18 protein-coding genes are annotated in these 15,831 nt (G+C 63.6%); 11 read left to right on the top strand and 7 right to left on the bottom strand.

Going from position 1 to position 15,831, the window contains the following annotated elements; translation table 11 throughout:
• Positions 1–15: 15 nt before the first annotated feature.
• From ACOQFP_RS18625 to ACOQFP_RS18660, 8 genes are all read left to right on the top strand, one after another.
• The gene (locus ACOQFP_RS18625; protein ID WP_421585150.1) at positions 16–948 is read left to right on the top strand and encodes a helix-turn-helix transcriptional regulator; all 933 of its coding nucleotides are present in this window, start codon (positions 16–18) and stop codon (positions 946–948) included.
• 117 nt (positions 949–1,065) lie between these two features.
• On the top strand, positions 1,066–1,437 hold the full coding sequence (locus ACOQFP_RS18630) for a VOC family protein (RefSeq protein ID WP_421585151.1): 372 nt from the start codon (positions 1,066–1,068) through the stop codon (positions 1,435–1,437).
• A 126-nt stretch (positions 1,438–1,563) separates the two neighbouring features.
• Positions 1,564–1,899 carry a hypothetical protein gene (locus ACOQFP_RS18635; RefSeq protein ID WP_206487015.1) on the top strand — a complete coding sequence of 112 codons (336 nt, stop codon included), beginning with the start codon at positions 1,564–1,566 and terminating at the stop codon, positions 1,897–1,899.
• Between the two features lie 12 nt (positions 1,900–1,911).
• The gene (locus ACOQFP_RS18640) at positions 1,912–2,385 is read left to right on the top strand and encodes a GNAT family N-acetyltransferase (RefSeq protein WP_341245249.1); all 474 of its coding nucleotides are present in this window, start codon (positions 1,912–1,914) and stop codon (positions 2,383–2,385) included.
• 131 nt (positions 2,386–2,516) lie between these two features.
• Positions 2,517–2,801, top strand: a complete 285-nt coding sequence (locus tag ACOQFP_RS18645) for a DUF1490 family protein (RefSeq protein WP_421585152.1) — start codon at positions 2,517–2,519, stop codon at positions 2,799–2,801.
• A gap of 19 nt (positions 2,802–2,820) precedes the next feature.
• The gene (locus ACOQFP_RS18650) at positions 2,821–5,001 is read left to right on the top strand and encodes a heavy metal translocating P-type ATPase (protein ID WP_421585153.1); all 2,181 of its coding nucleotides are present in this window, start codon (positions 2,821–2,823) and stop codon (positions 4,999–5,001) included.
• Between the two features lie 99 nt (positions 5,002–5,100).
• A complete protein-coding gene (locus tag ACOQFP_RS18655) occupies positions 5,101–6,093 on the top strand; it encodes an aldo/keto reductase (RefSeq protein ID WP_421585154.1) in 993 nt (330 codons plus the stop codon).
• A 1-nt stretch (position 6,094) separates the two neighbouring features.
• Positions 6,095–6,577 (top strand): cysteine hydrolase family protein, encoded by a 483-nt coding sequence (locus tag ACOQFP_RS18660; RefSeq protein WP_421585155.1) that lies wholly within the window; start codon positions 6,095–6,097, stop codon positions 6,575–6,577.
• A gap of 17 nt (positions 6,578–6,594) precedes the next feature.
• Here the strand turns inward: ACOQFP_RS18660 and ACOQFP_RS18665 are convergent, their stop codons facing one another.
• From ACOQFP_RS18665 to rpsF, 7 genes are all read right to left on the bottom strand, one after another.
• Entirely contained in the window at positions 6,595–6,852 is a 258-nt protein-coding gene (locus ACOQFP_RS18665; RefSeq protein ID WP_206486991.1) for a DUF3297 family protein, read from the bottom strand.
• An 89-nt stretch (positions 6,853–6,941) separates the two neighbouring features.
• Positions 6,942–8,336 carry a replicative DNA helicase gene (gene dnaB / locus ACOQFP_RS18670; RefSeq protein ID WP_421585156.1) on the bottom strand — a complete coding sequence of 465 codons (1,395 nt, stop codon included), beginning with the start codon at positions 8,334–8,336 and terminating at the stop codon, positions 6,942–6,944.
• Between the two features lie 522 nt (positions 8,337–8,858).
• Complete coding sequence (locus tag ACOQFP_RS18675; RefSeq protein ID WP_341244193.1) at positions 8,859–11,099, bottom strand: SulP family inorganic anion transporter; 2,241 nt, start codon at positions 11,097–11,099, stop codon at positions 8,859–8,861.
• A 275-nt stretch (positions 11,100–11,374) separates the two neighbouring features.
• Entirely contained in the window at positions 11,375–11,830 is a 456-nt protein-coding gene (gene rplI / locus ACOQFP_RS18680; protein ID WP_206486987.1) for a 50S ribosomal protein L9, read from the bottom strand.
• A 15-nt stretch (positions 11,831–11,845) separates the two neighbouring features.
• The gene (gene rpsR / locus ACOQFP_RS18685) at positions 11,846–12,088 is read right to left on the bottom strand and encodes a 30S ribosomal protein S18 (protein ID WP_008711381.1); all 243 of its coding nucleotides are present in this window, start codon (positions 12,086–12,088) and stop codon (positions 11,846–11,848) included.
• A gap of 42 nt (positions 12,089–12,130) precedes the next feature.
• A complete protein-coding gene (locus ACOQFP_RS18690) occupies positions 12,131–12,676 on the bottom strand; it encodes a single-stranded DNA-binding protein (protein ID WP_206486983.1) in 546 nt (181 codons plus the stop codon).
• Positions 12,677–12,734: 58 nt separating this feature from the next.
• Positions 12,735–13,022 (bottom strand): 30S ribosomal protein S6, encoded by a 288-nt coding sequence (gene rpsF / locus ACOQFP_RS18695; protein ID WP_206486981.1) that lies wholly within the window; start codon positions 13,020–13,022, stop codon positions 12,735–12,737.
• Between the two features lie 161 nt (positions 13,023–13,183).
• Here rpsF and ACOQFP_RS18700 point away from each other — a divergent pair, with 161 nt between their 5' ends.
• The 3 genes from ACOQFP_RS18700 to ACOQFP_RS18710 all read left to right on the top strand — a co-directional run bounded on the left by ACOQFP_RS18700 (position 13,184) and on the right by ACOQFP_RS18710 (position 15,818).
• Positions 13,184–14,587, top strand: a complete 1,404-nt coding sequence (locus ACOQFP_RS18700) for a hypothetical protein (RefSeq protein ID WP_421585157.1) — start codon at positions 13,184–13,186, stop codon at positions 14,585–14,587.
• 23 nt (positions 14,588–14,610) lie between these two features.
• Positions 14,611–15,309, top strand: a complete 699-nt coding sequence (locus ACOQFP_RS18705; protein WP_206486978.1) for a response regulator — start codon at positions 14,611–14,613, stop codon at positions 15,307–15,309.
• A 173-nt stretch (positions 15,310–15,482) separates the two neighbouring features.
• Positions 15,483–15,818, top strand: a complete 336-nt coding sequence (locus tag ACOQFP_RS18710) for a response regulator transcription factor (protein WP_206486976.1) — start codon at positions 15,483–15,485, stop codon at positions 15,816–15,818.
• Positions 15,819–15,831 lie beyond the last annotated feature (13 nt).

A 15,831-nucleotide genomic window follows, 5' to 3' on the forward strand; every position in this document is an offset into this window, starting at 1 on the left:
CGAGACACTTTTCGGGTGCGCGCAGACCGGTTGCTGTCCATCGTCATGCTGCTCCAACACCGGGGCAGACTGAACGCTGCCGACATCGCCGCACAACTCGAAGTGTCGACCCGGACGGTATTGCGCGATATCGAAGCGCTGTCCGCGGCAGGGGTGCCGGTGTACACCGACCGGGGTCGCGGCGGCGGGATCAGCCTGCTGCCCGGCTACCGCACCGAGTTGACCGGTCTGACATCGGAGGAGGCGACGGCGCTGCTTGCCTCCGGATCCGGGCGCGTGGCCACCCCCGCCTACGCCAGTGCCATGCGCAAGGTCGCCGCCGCGATACCGGATGCACACCGAGCAGTCGCGAGCACTGCATCACAGCGAATCCTGGTGCGGCCCGAGGGTTTCGCCTTTCCACGCGAACCCGAGTTGCACCTGGTGACGTTGCACCGGGCCGTCATCGACGCTCTGCGAATACACGTGTCGTATCGCAATCGCGCAGGCGCGGCGGCCGATCGAATCCTCGACCCCATCGGGCTCGTGTACGCCGGCGATCACTGGTACCTGCTCGCCGCGCGCGACGGCAACGAACGTGTCTACCGAGTCTCACGAATCGACAGCCTGGAGGTATTGGAGGAGTCCGCGCGGCGCAGCGCGGTAGTGGACCTCGAAGCGGCATTCACTGCGCACTGGAAATCTTTCCGCGCGACCTTGGACCAGCTCGACGTCACCTGCCTCGTGGACCAATCATCGTGGCTCTCGTTGACGAAGAACGCAATTCGGGTGATCAGTGACGACGTGCAGCGCGACGGGCGGCACCTGGCAACCATCACGTTCTCCGGCCGCAATCATGCGACGGGCGTGATATGGCAATGCGGTCCAGGAGTAACAGTGCTGCAGCCGAACATGATTCGAGACGAGCTGGCCGCGCGTGCCAGCGCGACTGCGCGGTTGTACTCGTGAGATCTGCGCCCGGGCGGCAGTCCCCTCAGCGTCCACTATTTCCACGCCGACACGCTTTCCCGATTCTCGAGCTCAATTGTGGACACTGAGAGCACCACCTGACCGTATTGTCATGACATGCCGCGAACACACCTCGCTGTAGCGGGGACGTCCATCGACTGCGCGGACCCGGGGGAACTCGCGCAGTTCTATCTCGCGCTTCTCGGCGGTGAGTTGTTGTGGGAGAACTCCGAAAGCGTTGGACTGCGCACACAATCCGGCCTGAACATCGTTGCGCAGACGGTTGAGAACTACATCCCTCCCGTCTGGCCATCGACATCCATCGTGCATTTCGACGTGGATGCGGGAGGAGACCTTGCCGGAGCTGTCGCCTACGCAGTCGAATGCGGTGCCAGGGAAGCAGCAGAGCAACCGGACCACCGATGGCGAGTTCTCCTCGACCCCGCCGGCCACCCCTTCTGCATCACCACGGAGGTGTACGACGGTTGAGGAGGGCAGTAACCCCGTGTGCACAGTGCCCGGCGCGCGAAGTTCGGCGCGGTCCTGGTTCAACTCGATACTGAATTACGACGCTGAACCGTTGCCCCGATCAGAGCCCGCTGACAGCATGGACGTATGAAGGCCGAAGAACGCCCCTGGAAGCGTTACGGGTATGCCGCGTTGCTGGCCATTCTCGCGTTCCTGACGATCAGCGACCTGGTGTCCGATCCTTCTGCGTGGAACTGGTCGAAGCTGGTAGTACTGGCATTGGCCGCTCTGCTCTTCTTGTACGGAGAGAGCCGAACCCAGAACTCTCCCGAGAAGATCGAGCCCGAGGCCGTACCCGCCGCGGATGTCGACGCGGTTGTCGCAGAACTCGGCAGAACTGTTCGCGCCATCAAGGCGCTACGAGAGATGCATCCCGGTCTCGGACTGCGCGACGCCAAGGATCTCGTTCAACCGAATCACTGACTGGAGGAGTCGATGACATCGGTCAGCGGTACACGCGCCGTCCAGGATCCCGCCGAATTCACCGAAGCCGCAACTCTGTTGGTCGATTTCAATCGCGAGTACAACTATCCCGCACCTGAGCCGGATTGGCTTGCAACACATCTCGACACTCTGGTGAAGTCCGGCGACACCAGCGTGCTGATATTCGGCACGCCCGCCACCGGCGTTGCCGTTCTTCGATTTCGGATCGGTACGCTGACCGCAGACACCGAGGCCTACCTCGCCGAGTTCTACATCGAGCCCGGATCACGCGGGAAGGGGCACGGCACAATTTTTCTCGACGAGATCATCGAGCACGCACGCAGTAGGGGTGCCACCTACATGGATCTCAATACATCCGAGGACGACGAGGCGGCCCGGCACGTGTACGAGAAGCGTGGCTTCGATTGCCACGAAGGGCACGGAGAGGGACCGAAAGCGATCTATTACGAACTCGAACTGGACTGATCCGGACCGAGCGTTCCGCACCACGAAGCCGATCCGGTGACACTTCCCGCGCGCATGGAAGTCGCCACAGCCGAGCAAAACGAATATGATTCCCAATAAGTGGGTACAGGTTCGAATCGAGGAGCTACAACATGGCATTTCCGGTCATCGTCGCGAAGGCAATATCGACGGTCGTGACGGGCGCAGTCGGCGTCGCCGCATACAACGGTGCCAAGAAGCTGTACGACAAGGCCCCCGTGCGCAAGGCTGCGGTATCGGCAACCGAACTCGGTCTTCGCGCCGCACGCAAGGCCGAGATCCAAGCCGAGTCCGCGCGTCTGGCCATGTCGGATGTCGTCGCCGAGGCACGCGATCGGCTCGGCGAAGAAGTACCGCCGCCGTCGGCCACCGAAGTCGGCCACGGTCACTCGCACTGATCACGGCAGTCGACCGCACATGACGACCCTCGTCGAACACTCCCTCGACACGATTCCCGGCCGCACGGATGGCATCGAGATCCTGTCCGATGCCGCCGGCCGCATGCGGCTTCGCGTCGACTGGCTGCGCTCGAGTCCGGGCCGAGCGGTCGCGGTCGAAGACCATGTGGACAAGATCCGCGGCGTCCGGGCTGTCCACGCGTATCCCCGTACCGCATCGGTGGTGGTCTGGTACTCCCGTACCCGCATCGACCGGGACGAACTGTTCGACGCTGTGAACGCCGGGCGCACGACCGACTGGGCATCGATACCCGTTCGTAGCCCACGGTCTGCGGACGTCACCAACGGTGACGTCCTCCGTATGACGATCGGCGGGGCGGCACTGGTCCTGCTCGGCTTCCGTCGCTATGCCTTCCGACGGCCACCCCTTCTCGGCCCCACCAGCAGAGTGGTCGCCACCGGGGTCACCATCTTCACCGGCTACCCGTTCCTGAAGGGAGCGCTGCGCTCCCTCGCTGGAAACCGATCCGCCGGCACCGACGCGCTCGTCAGCGCCGCCACTGTGGCAAGCCTCGTCCTTCGCGAGAATGTCGTGGCCCTGACCGTGCTGTGGCTGCTCAACATCGGCGAGTACCTGCAGGAGCTGACGCTCAAGCGCACTCGTCGCGCAATCTCCGACCTACTGTCCGGCACGCAGGACACCGCGTGGATTCGGCTTCCAGACGGTTCCGAGATCTCCGTCGACGTCGATCGGTTGGAGATCGGCGACGAGGTCGTCGTGCACGATCACGTCGGGGTGCCGGTGGACGGGATCGTCGTCGACGGTGACGCGGTGGTCGACCAGTCGGCGATCACCGGTGAGACATTGCCGGTGTCGATCGTCGCAGGTGACCGGATCCACGCCGGATCCGTCGTGGTCCGTGGACGCATCGTCATCCGCGCGTCCGCGGTGGGCCGCGATACGACGATCGGACGCATCATTTCCCGCGTCGAGGAGGCACAGGAGGATCGCGCCCCGATTCAGACTGTGGGAGAGAACTTCTCACGACGCTTCGTACCGGCGTCGTTCATCCTCTCGGCCCTCACCCTCTTCGTCACCCGCGATGTCCGACGAGCGATGACCATGCTGCTCGTCGCATGCCCGTGCGCGGTGGGTCTGTCGACTCCGACGGCCATCAGCGCCGCCATCGGAAACGGTGCTCGCCGTGGGATTCTGATCAAGGGTGGCTCGCACCTGGAACAGGCAGGCAGAGTCGATGCCTTCGTGTTCGACAAGACCGGGACACTCACCGTCGGGCGTCCCGTCGTCACCAATGTCGTGTCCTTCCACGACGACTGGGAGCCGGAGCAGGTATTGGCGTATGCGGCCAGCTCCGAGATTCACTCGCGACATCCGTTGGCCGAGGCCGTCATTCGTAGTACCGAGGAACGCCACATCGTCATTCCTCCCCACGAGGAGTGCGAGGTCCTCGTCGGTCTCGGCATGCGTACCGTCGCGGACGGCCGGACCTTGCTGCTGGGCAGTCCTTCGCTGCTGCGCAGTGAGGACGTCGATGTTTCCGACCATGCGGCCGAATGGGTTTCCCGACTGCAGCGTCAGGCCGAGACCCCGTTGTTGCTCGCCGTCGACGGGGTATTGGTCGGGTTGATCAGTCTGCGCGACGAGGTCCGCTCGAACGCTCGGGAGGTATTGAATGCCCTTCGCGCCGACGGTGTGGAGCGCATCGTCATGCTCACCGGAGATCACCCCGAGACCGCCGCGGCCGTAGCCGCCGAACTGGACATCGCCGAGTGGAGAGCCGAGGTGATGCCCGATGACAAACTCGAAGCCGTGCGCACGCTTCAACAGCAGGGGTATGTCGTTGCGATGGTCGGAGACGGCACCAACGACGCTCCCGCCCTCGCCGTCGCCGATATCGGCATCGCAATGGGGTTGGCGGGCACCGATGTTGCCGTCGAAACGGCGGACGTTGCCCTGGCCAGCGACGACCTGACACGGCTGCTCGACGTTCGCGATCTCGGCCGACACTCGGTGGCCGTCATCCGGCAGAACTACGGAATGTCGATCGCGGTCAATGCCCTCGGCCTCGTGGTCAGCGCTGGCGGAGCACTCTCTCCTGTGCTCGCCGCGATTCTGCACAACGCGTCCTCGGTCGCGGTGGTCGGCAACAGCTCGCGACTGATCCGATACCGGATCTGAGCAACGCCAGGCCGAACGCGGCGATCTCGGCTTGCGTTGGAGTGCGCTCGAAGGCATACCTTCTGATCCATGCCTCATCCAACGAGCTCAGGAGCGTCCATGTCGATTCCCACGCGTCACGTCCCGGCCCTGGGACGCACTGTCGGTGCCATCGGTCTCGGTTGCATGGGTATCAGCTGGGCCTACAGCGGTGCCGATACCTCCTCGGACACAGCCGGGGCACCCATCCTGGCGCACGCACTCGCGTCGGGCATCGACTTCTTCGACACCAGCGACGCGTACGCAGCCGGACACAACGAGAGGGTCGTCGGACGCGCCCTGGCCGGGACCGATGCCGTGATCGCCACGAAAGCCGGGTTGATCGGCAACGACGACGGCGGCGGCCCTGTCCTGACTCGCAACGGCACCCCGGAACACCTGGCGCAGGCCTGCGATTCGAGCCTGCGGAACCTTGGGGTGGACACCATCGACCTCTATTACCTGCACCGCGTCGACGACCAGGTACCCATCGAGGATTCGTGGGGAGCGCTGTCCGAGTTGGTGGCGGCAGGCAAGGTGCGCGCGCTGGGTCTGAGCGAGGTCACCGTCGAGCAGGCACGGGTGGCCCACAGTATTCATCCGGTCGCTGCGGTGCAGTCCGAATTGTCCCTGTGGACTCGAAACGCGTTGGGGCAGGGCACCACACACGACGGTGAACCGGTAGGAAACATGGTGGAGTGGACGGGTGAGAACGACGCGGTGTTCGTGCCGTTCTCCCCGCTGGGTCGAGGATTCCTCACCGGTTCACTCGACCCCACCGCACTTCCGGCGACGGACATGCGGTCGGCACTTCCCAGATTCTCCGGAGCTGCGGCCGAACAGAACCGGTCGATCGTCGAGGTCGTCTCTGCGGTTGCATCGAGGCACAACTCCACCCCTGCCGCAGTGGCACTGGCATGGGTGCTCGCCCAAGGTCCCCACGTGATTCCCATTCCCGGCACCACCGACATCGGGCACTTCGACGCCAACCTCGCCGCACTCGGGCTCTCGCTCACCGAGGAGGATCTCACCTCGCTCGAAGCTGCACCCGCCGCAGTGGGAACTCGATACTGATATGCCGCGTACGGCTTTGTTGGAGATCGACTTTCAGCCCTGGATAATCGAACTCGGGCATGATTCCGGCACCCTGGCTCGCGCCGGGTCGGTTCGTGAAGCTCAGCGCTCCGCCGGAGCTCTGGTGGTGTGCACTCGCTATCTGAGCCGGGATTCGGCCGACCCGCTGCGTTCCGACCCGGCCGGTGTCGGTGCTCGGTTCCATCCGGCGATGGCACCTCTGCCGGGGGACCTCATTGCCACGAAGTTCGACCGGGACATCTGGTCCAATCCCGATCTGCATGCCCAACTCGGACTCATCGGGGTCGACCGGTTGGTGATCACCGGGTACCTCACGGACTTCGGGGTTCGGATTGCCGCGGAGCGTGCCTGCTCACTGGGCTATCACGTCACGGTACCCTCGGCCGCGTGCGCGGGATCGACCGAGGACGAGCACCGCCTCGCCCTCGAATCGATGGTGGCGGCCGGTGTCAGGGTCGACTAGGCCCCGGGCGACGTCCGCTATTTCGCGCCGCGGAAATACGGTTCGACCGTGCCCTTGAGCTTGACGAGCATCGGATTGCCGTAGCGGTCCTTGGCGGTGGGCACCTCTACGCGTACCCAACCCTCGTCCACGTTGTATTCACGGACACTGTTCTTCTCGACGCCATTGAAGCGAATGCCCACGTCCCGCTGAAGAACCTCTTCGTCGTAGAAGGCGCTGCGTGGATCGATCGAGAGGTGATTCGGTGGGACGTCTTGGTTCTGATCCTCGGGCATGATTACTTTCGTCGGATGCTGCGTCGAATGCTCTGGTTGATTCGTGAAGAATATACGTGACCGCGTACTGGTGGGCCAGCGCCCGTGCCCTACCCTCGCGCCATATCGACGAACCTGGACAGGTGAAGCTGGTGTGCCACAGTGATTGTCGCGGTCGGGCCGTTACGGTGCTTACCGAGAATCAAGTCTGCCTCACCGCCGCGGGGGTCGTCGCGCTCGATTGCGTCGGGGCGATGCAGCAGGATCACCATGTCGGCGTCCTGCTCGAGTGAGCCGGACTCACGGAGGTCGGACACCATCGGCTTCTTGTCGGTTCGCTGCTCAGGACCACGGTTGAGCTGGCAGACCGCGACCACCGGGCATTCGAGTTCCTTGGCAAGAAGCTTGAGCTGACGCGAGAAGTCGGAGACCTCCTGCTGACGCGATTCGACCTTCTTACCGGACGACATCAGCTGAAGGTAGTCCACCACAATGAGTTTGAGTCCGTTGCGCTGCTTCAGTCGACGCGCCTTGGCGCGGATCTCCATCATCGTCAGGTTCGGGGAATCGTCGACGAACAGCGGTGCCTCGCTGATCTCACTCATGCGCCGGGCCAGCTTGGTCCAGTCGTCGTCGGTCATCTTTCCCGAACGCATGTCGCCGAGCTTGATCTTGGCCTCGGCGGACAGAAGGCGCATGACGATCTCGGTACGACTCATCTCCAGAGAGAAGATGACGCTGGGCATGCCGTGCTTGATGGAGCACGAACGCATGAAATCCATACTTAGGGTCGACTTACCCACGCCAGGCCTTGCCGCCACGATGATCATCTGGCCCGGGTGCAACCCGTTGGTGATTTCGTCGAGCTCGGCGAATCCTGTTGGTACACCGAGGGAAATACCGCCTCGGCTGGCGATGGAGTCGATTTCGTCCATCGTGGGCTGCAGCAACTCTTCGAGGGGAAGGAAGTCCTCGGAGGTGCGGCGCTCGGTGACCTCGTACACCTCGGCCTGCGCTCGATCGACGACCTCGGCGACGTCCTGCCCGTCGGAGCCGGCGTAACCGAACTGAACGATGCGGGTGCCTGCCTGCACGAGCCGACGCAGAATCGACTTCTCGGCAACGATCTCGGCGTAATACCCGGCGTTGGCTGCCGTTGGCGTCGTCTGGGTGAGCGTGATCAGGTACGGAGGTCCTCCGATCCGCTTGAGTTCGCCGCGTCGATCCAACTCGGCCGAGACGGTCACCGGGTCGGCGGGCTCGCCGCGACTGTAGAGATCCAGGATCGCGTCGTACACGTTCTGGTGGGCGGGCCGATAGAAGTCACCCGGGCGGAGCACCTCGAGCACATCGGCGATGGCGTCCTTGCTCAGCAACATGCCACCCAGTACGGACTGCTCGGCGGCCATGTCCTGCGGTGGCTGGCGACCGAAATCCTCACCCGGGCCCTCCCCGGACGGGGAGCCGGAGTAGTCGGACTGTCCTCGATCGTCCACAACTGCCACGTGACTCGGCCGTCCTCTCCCCATCGCGGTGCGCACGGCCGAGTACCACCCAACCGTGCGGTGTAGCAAGTTCTACCCCCGGGCACCGACAAGTTCTGTTCGGCACCGGATCCGTCCCGTCGCGACGCCGCAGAGCGGCATCGAGAGAGACGCTGCAGGGACGTTAAGCGGTATCGGACGGAGTCACAACACGGCCTGTGCATGGATCTGTGGAAGGAATGTGTATGGGCTTGAACAACAGTGTTGACCACCTGTGGACAACCTGGGTATAAGTTCCACAGTTTTGACCGTTTCGCCAGGTCAAAGGGTGTACATAGAAATTTCTTCCTGTGCATTGTTTCTGAATCGGCGTGTCGGCCGAGTTGACAGCTCGGGCGTGTTGAGTAAATACGAGGTGAAGTCCAGGGTGAATTGGGTCACAATGGCTGGGATCGGTCACATAAACAGACCACCCTCCCGTTTCGATGCCAAGGGCCCGATCCTCGGCTGGGAATCGGGCCCCTGGTCCGCGGCGTCCGAGGCTCAGGCGTCGACGGTCTGCGGGCAATCCGCAGGGTCGAGCACAGTGATCTCTCTGGTGCCGATCTGCAGCACTCTGGCGGTCGGGATGTCGAAGAACAGCCCGGTGATGCGCAAGCGGCCCTCGGCATTGGCGCGGCCGACCACCCGGTGGCGCGTGAGCGTCTGCAATTGCACCGCCACATTCACCATCGCGAGCTGATCGGCCTCACAGAAGCCGAGTTCTGCCGCCTGACGGCCGACGACGTGACCGCTGCGGTACGCCTCCAGGCTCGCCACCGCATGACCGAGCCATTCCTCCACGGACTCGTCTGCGGCGTTCTCCGGGCCACTGAGAACTGCCTTCATCGCTCCACAACCCGAGTGCCCACACACCACCACCGACGAGGTGCCCAGCTGATCGACACCGAACGCCAGCGCCGCCTCCACCGAGCAGTCCTGGCCCTGGACCGGCACGAGGTTGCCCATGTTGCGGACGGTGAACAGATCTCCCGGGCCGCTGCTGGTGATCGTGTTCGGCATGACTCGCGAATCCACACAGCAGAGGAAGAGAGTGTCCGGATCCTGGAACTCGGTCAGACCCTCGAGGTGCGGGCGAATACTGGACGCATGGGTGCGGTGGTATTCGGCCACACCGCTCAACACCGCACGCAGAGCCACGGGCGAATCCTCCTGCGCGTCATGGTTCTTGAGCTGCCATGCGCGCCACGGAGCCAGCGAACTGCGCACGGTCGCAGATCCACGCTTGGGCGGACCCTCGGCGGCAGCGGCCATCGATGCCGTACCTGCTTCCACGACTTTCACAGTGCCGCCGCCGAGTTCGTGCTGACGGATCCACTCGTTGAGCGCATCGTGCACGGCGTGATCGAGGAAATCCACTTCCAGGTGAACCGCGACGGCCGTACCGGCCGGGACGGTGGAGAGCACATGCGTCAATCGCGGTAGCGCGAGGAAGCTCAATGACCCCTCGGTGGTCACCCGCCAGGTACCGTCGACCGTCTCCTCCGCGCGAACCTTGGCCCACACCACTCGGCGAAGCACCAGGATGATCGACAATGCCAAGCCGATGAGGACACCCTCGAGCAGATTGAGGGCCACCACGCCGACGACCGTGACCGCGTAGACCGCGATGTCTCCCGTCTTGTTCGCAATCTTGATGTCCGCCAACTTGACCAACTGCACGCCGATCATCACCAGCAGACCGGCCAGTGCCGCGAAGGGAACCAGTTCGACGATCGAGATGAACAGAACCGAGAAGATCAGAATCCACACTCCGTGCAGAATCGCCGACGCACGAGACTTGGCACCGACCTTGACGTTGGTGGCGCTGCGGACGATCACGCCGGTGATCGGCAGTCCGCCGATGGCGCCGGATGCCATGTTGCCCGCGCCCTGAGCCATCAATTCGCGGTCGAAGTTGGTGCGCTCCCCGCTGTGCATCTTGTCGACGGCCACCGCGGAAAGCAGACTCTCGACACTGGCGATCAACGCGATCGTGATGACGCCGGTGACGAAGGCGCTCCATTGCCCATCCGGCATGATCGGGAAGCTCAGCGACTCGATCAGGTTGCCCGGCAGGTTGATTCGCTCGACGTCGAGGGAGAAGAAGATCGAGACGGCGGTGGCGGCGACGACCGCAACGAGTGCGGCAGGCACCTTGGTCACCTTCGCCAGCACTCCGGAGAACTGAGCCAATCTCGGCCAGACGATCATGAGAGCGACCACGATGCCGCCGACGACGACGGACGGCCACTGACCGTTCGCCACGGATGTGGGGATCGACAGGAGATTGCGCACAGCCGAACTCTCGGACTCACCACCGAGCAGGACGTGAATCTGCTGCAGCGCAATGGTGATACCGATTCCGGCGAGCATGGCGTGGACCACCACCGGGGAGATGGCCAACGCGCTACGCGCAATTCGACTCATCCCCAACAGGATCTGTACTGCACCCGCAAGAACGGTGATGGCACACGTTATGCCCCAACCGAATTGATTGACCAGCTCGGCAACGACCACTGTCAGCCCGGCGGCCGGACCGCTGACCTGTAGCGGTGATCCGCCGAGAATTCCGGCGAGAATTCCGCCGACGACCGCGGCGATGAGGCCGGCCATGATCGGCGCTCCGGATGCGACGGCGATGCCGATCGACAGTGGCACGGCCACCAGGAACACGACCAGGGAGGCCGGTACGTCGTACTTCAGGATCGACCCGACTCGAGACGGCTGCTCGGGTCGGGTCATAGTGCTGTGGTCCGAATCGGGTTCTGCAGTGGTGGTCACGGCAGCGTTCCTCCAGAATCTTAGTAATCGGGTCGGTCGGTCTTTTTTTGCGATGCTCTTCTGTGTCGCTCCCCAACTAAAGAGTACGCAAAGCTCCGGCTATCTCGCCGCCAAGAGAGATCCTTCACAATTCGGAACCCTTTGCGGCCGTTCATCATTGTGAGAAAGCACGAAAAAGCCCCACGAACCGAGATTCGTGGGGCTTTTTCGTAGCCGTACCGGGCCGAAAGGCCGGATCAGCTACCGACGACCTCCAGCTTGAACTTGGCGGTCACGTCGGGGTGCAGGTTCACGACGATGTCGTGCTGCCCCGTGTTCTTCACGTGCGCCTTCGGCAGATCGATGCTGCGCTTGTCGACGACCGGTCCACCGGCAGCCTTGAGGGCAGAAGCGACGTCCGACGCGGTGACCGAGCCGAACAGCTTGCCCGAGTCGCCCGCGGTCTTGACGGATAGCGTGACGCTCTCGAGGCCTTCGATGGCCTGCTTGAGCTCGTTGGCGTGCTCGAGTCCGCGAACGGCACGAGCTTCCTGAGCGCGGCGAATGCCGTCGACCTGCTTCTGAGCTCCACGGGTGGCCTGGATGGCCAGTCCGCGGGGCAGCAGGAAGTTACGGCCGTAGCCGTCCTTGACCTCCACGGTGTCGCCAGGCGCACCGAGGTTGTCCACATCAGCGGTGAGGATCAGTTTCATACCAATCGCCCCTTTCTATCGAGCCGTCGCGGCGTAAGGCAGCAGTGCTACCTCACGCGAGTTCTTCACGGCAACGGCCACGTCACGCTGATGCTGGACGCAGTTGCCGGTGACACGGCGAGCACGGATCTTTCCGCGATCGCTGACGTACTTACGCAGCAACGTCGTGTCCTTGTAATCGATCGACGCGTTCTTTTCCTTGCAGAAGGAACACGCTTTCTTCTTGAGCACCTTGTCGCGCAATGGCGGTTTGGGCATGGGTCTTTCTCCGTTACATCTGGATGTTCTCGATCGAAGGATCTAGAACGGTGGCTCTTCGTCTCCGCCACGCCCACCGAAGGAGCCCGAGGCCGCCGGGGCACTGCCCCAGGGATCGTCTCCGCCGGAACCGGCGTTGGAATTGGAGTTCGAGCGGCCGCCGCCCGATCCACCTGAGGAACCAGAACCGGAGTTGAAGCCTCCGCCTCCACCTCCGCCGCCGCGGTTGGCCTTGTTGACCTTCGCAGTGGCGTAGCGCAGAGAAGGCCCGATCTCGTCGACCTCGAGTTCGACGACAGTCCGCTTCTCGCCTTCACGCGTTTCGTACGAACGCTGCCTGAGCCTGCCGCTCACGATCACTCGTGCGCCGCGGGTCAAACTCTCGGCCACGTTCTCCGCAGCTTCACGCCAGATGTTGCAGCGCATGAAGAGTGCGTCGCCGTCTTTCCATTCGTTGGTCTGACGGTCGAACGTGCGCGGAGTGGACGCAACGGTGAAGTTGGCCACAGCCGCACCGGCCGGGGTGAAGCGAAGTTCTGGATCTGCCGTCAAGTTCCCGACGACGGTGATGACGGTCTCGCCTGCCATGGTTCCTCTTTCAGTAGTAAGTCTTTGTTGATGCCAGCCTAGAGGCGAGCAACGACAATTACTTGCCCTGTCGCAGGACCTTCGTGCGCAGCACGGACTCGTTGAGCCCGAGCTGACGATCCAGCTCGCTGACGGTGGCAGGCTCGGCGTTGATGTTCACAACGGCGTAGATGCCCTCGGCGTGCTTGAGGATTTCGTAGGCCAGACGACGCTTGCCCCACACATCGACCTTGTCGACGGTGCCGCCGTCCTTGCGAACGACGTTGAGGAACGTATCGAGCGACGGAGCGACAGTGCGCTCGTCCAGATTGGGGTCGAGAATGACCATCAATTCGTAATGACGCATAAGACCTCATCACCTCCTGTGGACTAGTGAAAACGGCCACGGACTATCCGTGGCAGGAGGGTCGTTGCGTCAGCAACCCCTCGAAGATACACGACAGGGCGCTGACCTGCTAATTCCCGTCGGAGGTACGGTCGACGGCACGCGCGTCATAGTCTTGCATCATGCGATCCGCGGTCCGCACCAATCCGACGACGGTGATCGTGGTCGTCGCGATGGCTGCAATAGGACTGATTCTGGGGTATCTGAACAAGGCTCGCTGCGCCGTCGCGCCGTTCGACGCTTCCGGTCGCAGCACGGTGTTCGACGCGATCAAGGACTCCTCGGTCTGCTACTCCGACATCCAATTCCTCTGGCTCGGTCGAGACATCGACAATCACATCTTCCCGTACATCCACGGAGCGATCACCAGCGACGGAATCCTCACCGGCGGGACTGTGGAGTACCCCGTTCTCAGTGGATTGCTGATGTGGCTCGGTGCCATCCCCGCGCACACCGACGCACAGTTTCTGCTGACCTCGGCACTGATCCTCGCGCCCTTCGGCCTGCTCACCGCCTGGATGCTCGGCCGACTGGCCGGTTGGCCGGCACTGCTGTGGTCGATCGGCCCACCACTGGTGATGTACGCCTTCCACAACTGGGAACTACCGGTCGTGGCATCGGCCGTCGGCGCGATCTTCGTCATGACGTTGCCGATGCCCCTGCGCCGACGCGCGATGCTCGCATCGGTCCTGCTGGCAGTCGGCTTCTGTCTCAAGATCTATCCCGGAGCTTTCGTACTGCCCCTGATCGCGTACGTGGTCACCGGCGGGATCGGCGGCCGCGAATCCGCCGATTCCGGACGAGGTCGCTACGACATCCTCGGCGGGCTGATGGTCGCAGGTACCGCGATCGCCACGGCTGTTGCGGTGAACCTGCCGTTCGCCGTCCTCGGCTACGAAGGTTGGCGCGCGTCGTTCACGTTCCAGTCGATGCGGCAGGCAGATCTGACGACCAACTCCATCTGGTACTGGGGCCTGCGCCACTTCTACATCACCGACCAGATGACCCCCGACGCCTACACCGAAGCCGAGGCGAACTTCCAGGACGTGGTGGACATCGCGTCGCCGCTGCTGGTGTTCGCCGCCTTCCTGCTGGCTCTGTGGCTGGGTTGGCGTCGCGCGGCGGTGGTCGGAACCTATCCGTGGGTGGCGGTGAGCGGGTCGATGCTGTGCGGCTTCATGCTGCTGCACAAAGTGCATTCGCCGCAGTACACCCTGTGGCTGCTGCCGTTCCTGGTGCTGCTTCGCGTTCCGTGGAGCGTGGTCGGTGCCTATCTCGTGGTCGATCTGTCGATGGGAATCGGCGTCTTCAAGTATTTCGCAGCCCTCGCCTCCGGCGCCGATGCCAGCGACGAGGAGTTCTTCGTCCTGGTCGGAGTGTGGGGCAGAGCCCTGTTGCTGGTGGTGCTGTTCGTGCTGTTCCTCAGGGCTCGGATGCGCGTCCCGTTCCCGGGCGACACAGACCGCGCTGATACACCATCGCGCCGACCAGCGGCGACATCTCTGACAGCATCATCGGGGCAGTAGGACCTGAGAGCGAGGCGGGGGACATGACACAGGTGCCGCAATCTCCGGAGAGCTCAGCACAGGAGAGCACCTCGATACGACGCATCGGCCTGGTCGAAGACCACGAGTCGGTGGCACTGGGGCTCGCGGCCATGCTCGCCGACGAACCCGACCTGGACCTGGTGTCGATGGCCGCCACGGTCGGCGAACTGTTGGAACGGCAGCAGGCACTCGATCTGGTGGTCCTCGACCTTCGACTGGGAGACGGCTCGTCTCCTCGCTCGAACGTGGAACAACTGCATGCAGCCGGCACCCGGGTGCTGGTGTACACCGGTGCCGAGAACCCGTTTCTGGTTCGCTCCGCGGCCCGCGCAGGGGTACTGGGCGTGGTGCGCAAGTCCGCACCTGCCGCGGCGATCGTCTCGGCGATCAGGCGCGCCGCGAGCGGCGGTCAGGTCGTCACGACGGACTGGGCTGCTGCGATCGACGGCGATCCGCAGCTTCCCGACGTCGGCCTCAGCCCACGCCAACGCGAGGTCCTCGCGCTGTACGCATCGGGCGAGAAGGCCGGACGCGTTGCCCGCCTGGCGGGCCTGTCCGAGCAGACGGTCAACGACTACCTCGTCCGCATCCGGCACAAGTACGCCGAGGCCGGGCGCCCCGCACCGACCAAAACCGATCTGTACAAGCGTGCGGTCGAAGACGGGTGGCTGCCGATGCCGGAACCACCGCCACAGCAGTGACACCGTGCCACTGTGCTCTCACCGAACTCTGTCGTAGCGCCATGGCATCCTGAGCACCGAGTTGACGGTTCAATGCCCATGGAATTCAGGGCAGAAATCCGCGGCCGTGCCTGTGAGAATTACTCGGACTGGTGCGGCCGATCTCGCCCACCTTCGGCACCCCGGGAGATGTGATGTCTGCACTGCTCGAACCTTTGCCCTCTGCACACGAGTCGGCGGCACCGGTGACGCGTCGTTCACGCGGGCCCATCAGCCTGGTGCCTCCTGCGAGCGCGTTTCCCACGCGGCCTGGCCTCACCGAGCGCGAGATCGAGGTGCTGCTCTGCTGGATTCGACAGGACTCCAAGACCGAGGTGGCCAAGTCCTTGTTTCTCTCACTCGGCACCGTCAACACACACCTCACTCGGATCCGGGCCAAGTACACCTCGGTCGGCCGCCCCGCACCGACCAAGGCCGGCCTGGTCGCGCGGGCCCTGCAGGACGGCCTGATCGATATCGAGGATCTCTGAACCTGCCGACACC

Source organism: Rhodococcus sp. MALMAid1271, assembly GCF_049195265.1.
Lineage (GTDB): Bacteria > Actinomycetota > Actinomycetes > Mycobacteriales > Mycobacteriaceae > Rhodococcoides.

What these genes read in the sequence shown, in the direction of transcription:
- rpsR (WP_008711381.1), bottom strand. Translation starts at nt 12,088, where the DNA reads ATGCCCAAACCGCCATTGCGCGACAAGGTGCTCAAGAAGAAAGCGTGT.
- ACOQFP_RS18665 (WP_206486991.1), bottom strand. Translation starts at nt 6,852, where the DNA reads ATGCCCGAGGATCAGAACCAAGACGTCCCACCGAATCACCTCTCGATC.
- ACOQFP_RS18690 (WP_206486983.1), bottom strand. Translation starts at nt 12,676, where the DNA reads ATGGCAGGCGAGACCGTCATCACCGTCGTCGGGAACTTGACGGCAGAT.
- ACOQFP_RS18700 (WP_421585157.1), top strand. Translation starts at nt 13,184, where the DNA reads ATGCGATCCGCGGTCCGCACCAATCCGACGACGGTGATCGTGGTCGTC.
- ACOQFP_RS18635 (WP_206487015.1), top strand. Translation starts at nt 1,564, where the DNA reads ATGAAGGCCGAAGAACGCCCCTGGAAGCGTTACGGGTATGCCGCGTTG.
- ACOQFP_RS18675 (WP_341244193.1), bottom strand. Translation starts at nt 11,099, where the DNA reads ATGACCCGACCCGAGCAGCCGTCTCGAGTCGGGTCGATCCTGAAGTAC.
- ACOQFP_RS18640 (WP_341245249.1), top strand. Translation starts at nt 1,912, where the DNA reads ATGACATCGGTCAGCGGTACACGCGCCGTCCAGGATCCCGCCGAATTC.
- ACOQFP_RS18705 (WP_206486978.1), top strand. Translation starts at nt 14,611, where the DNA reads ATGACACAGGTGCCGCAATCTCCGGAGAGCTCAGCACAGGAGAGCACC.
- rpsF (WP_206486981.1), bottom strand. Translation starts at nt 13,022, where the DNA reads ATGCGTCATTACGAATTGATGGTCATTCTCGACCCCAATCTGGACGAG.
- ACOQFP_RS18660 (WP_421585155.1), top strand. Translation starts at nt 6,095, where the DNA reads ATGCCGCGTACGGCTTTGTTGGAGATCGACTTTCAGCCCTGGATAATC.
- ACOQFP_RS18650 (WP_421585153.1), top strand. Translation starts at nt 2,821, where the DNA reads ATGACGACCCTCGTCGAACACTCCCTCGACACGATTCCCGGCCGCACG.
- ACOQFP_RS18630 (WP_421585151.1), top strand. Translation starts at nt 1,066, where the DNA reads ATGCCGCGAACACACCTCGCTGTAGCGGGGACGTCCATCGACTGCGCG.
- rplI (WP_206486987.1), bottom strand. Translation starts at nt 11,830, where the DNA reads ATGAAACTGATCCTCACCGCTGATGTGGACAACCTCGGTGCGCCTGGC.
- ACOQFP_RS18645 (WP_421585152.1), top strand. Translation starts at nt 2,517, where the DNA reads ATGGCATTTCCGGTCATCGTCGCGAAGGCAATATCGACGGTCGTGACG.
- ACOQFP_RS18710 (WP_206486976.1), top strand. Translation starts at nt 15,483, where the DNA reads ATGTCTGCACTGCTCGAACCTTTGCCCTCTGCACACGAGTCGGCGGCA.
- ACOQFP_RS18655 (WP_421585154.1), top strand. Translation starts at nt 5,101, where the DNA reads ATGTCGATTCCCACGCGTCACGTCCCGGCCCTGGGACGCACTGTCGGT.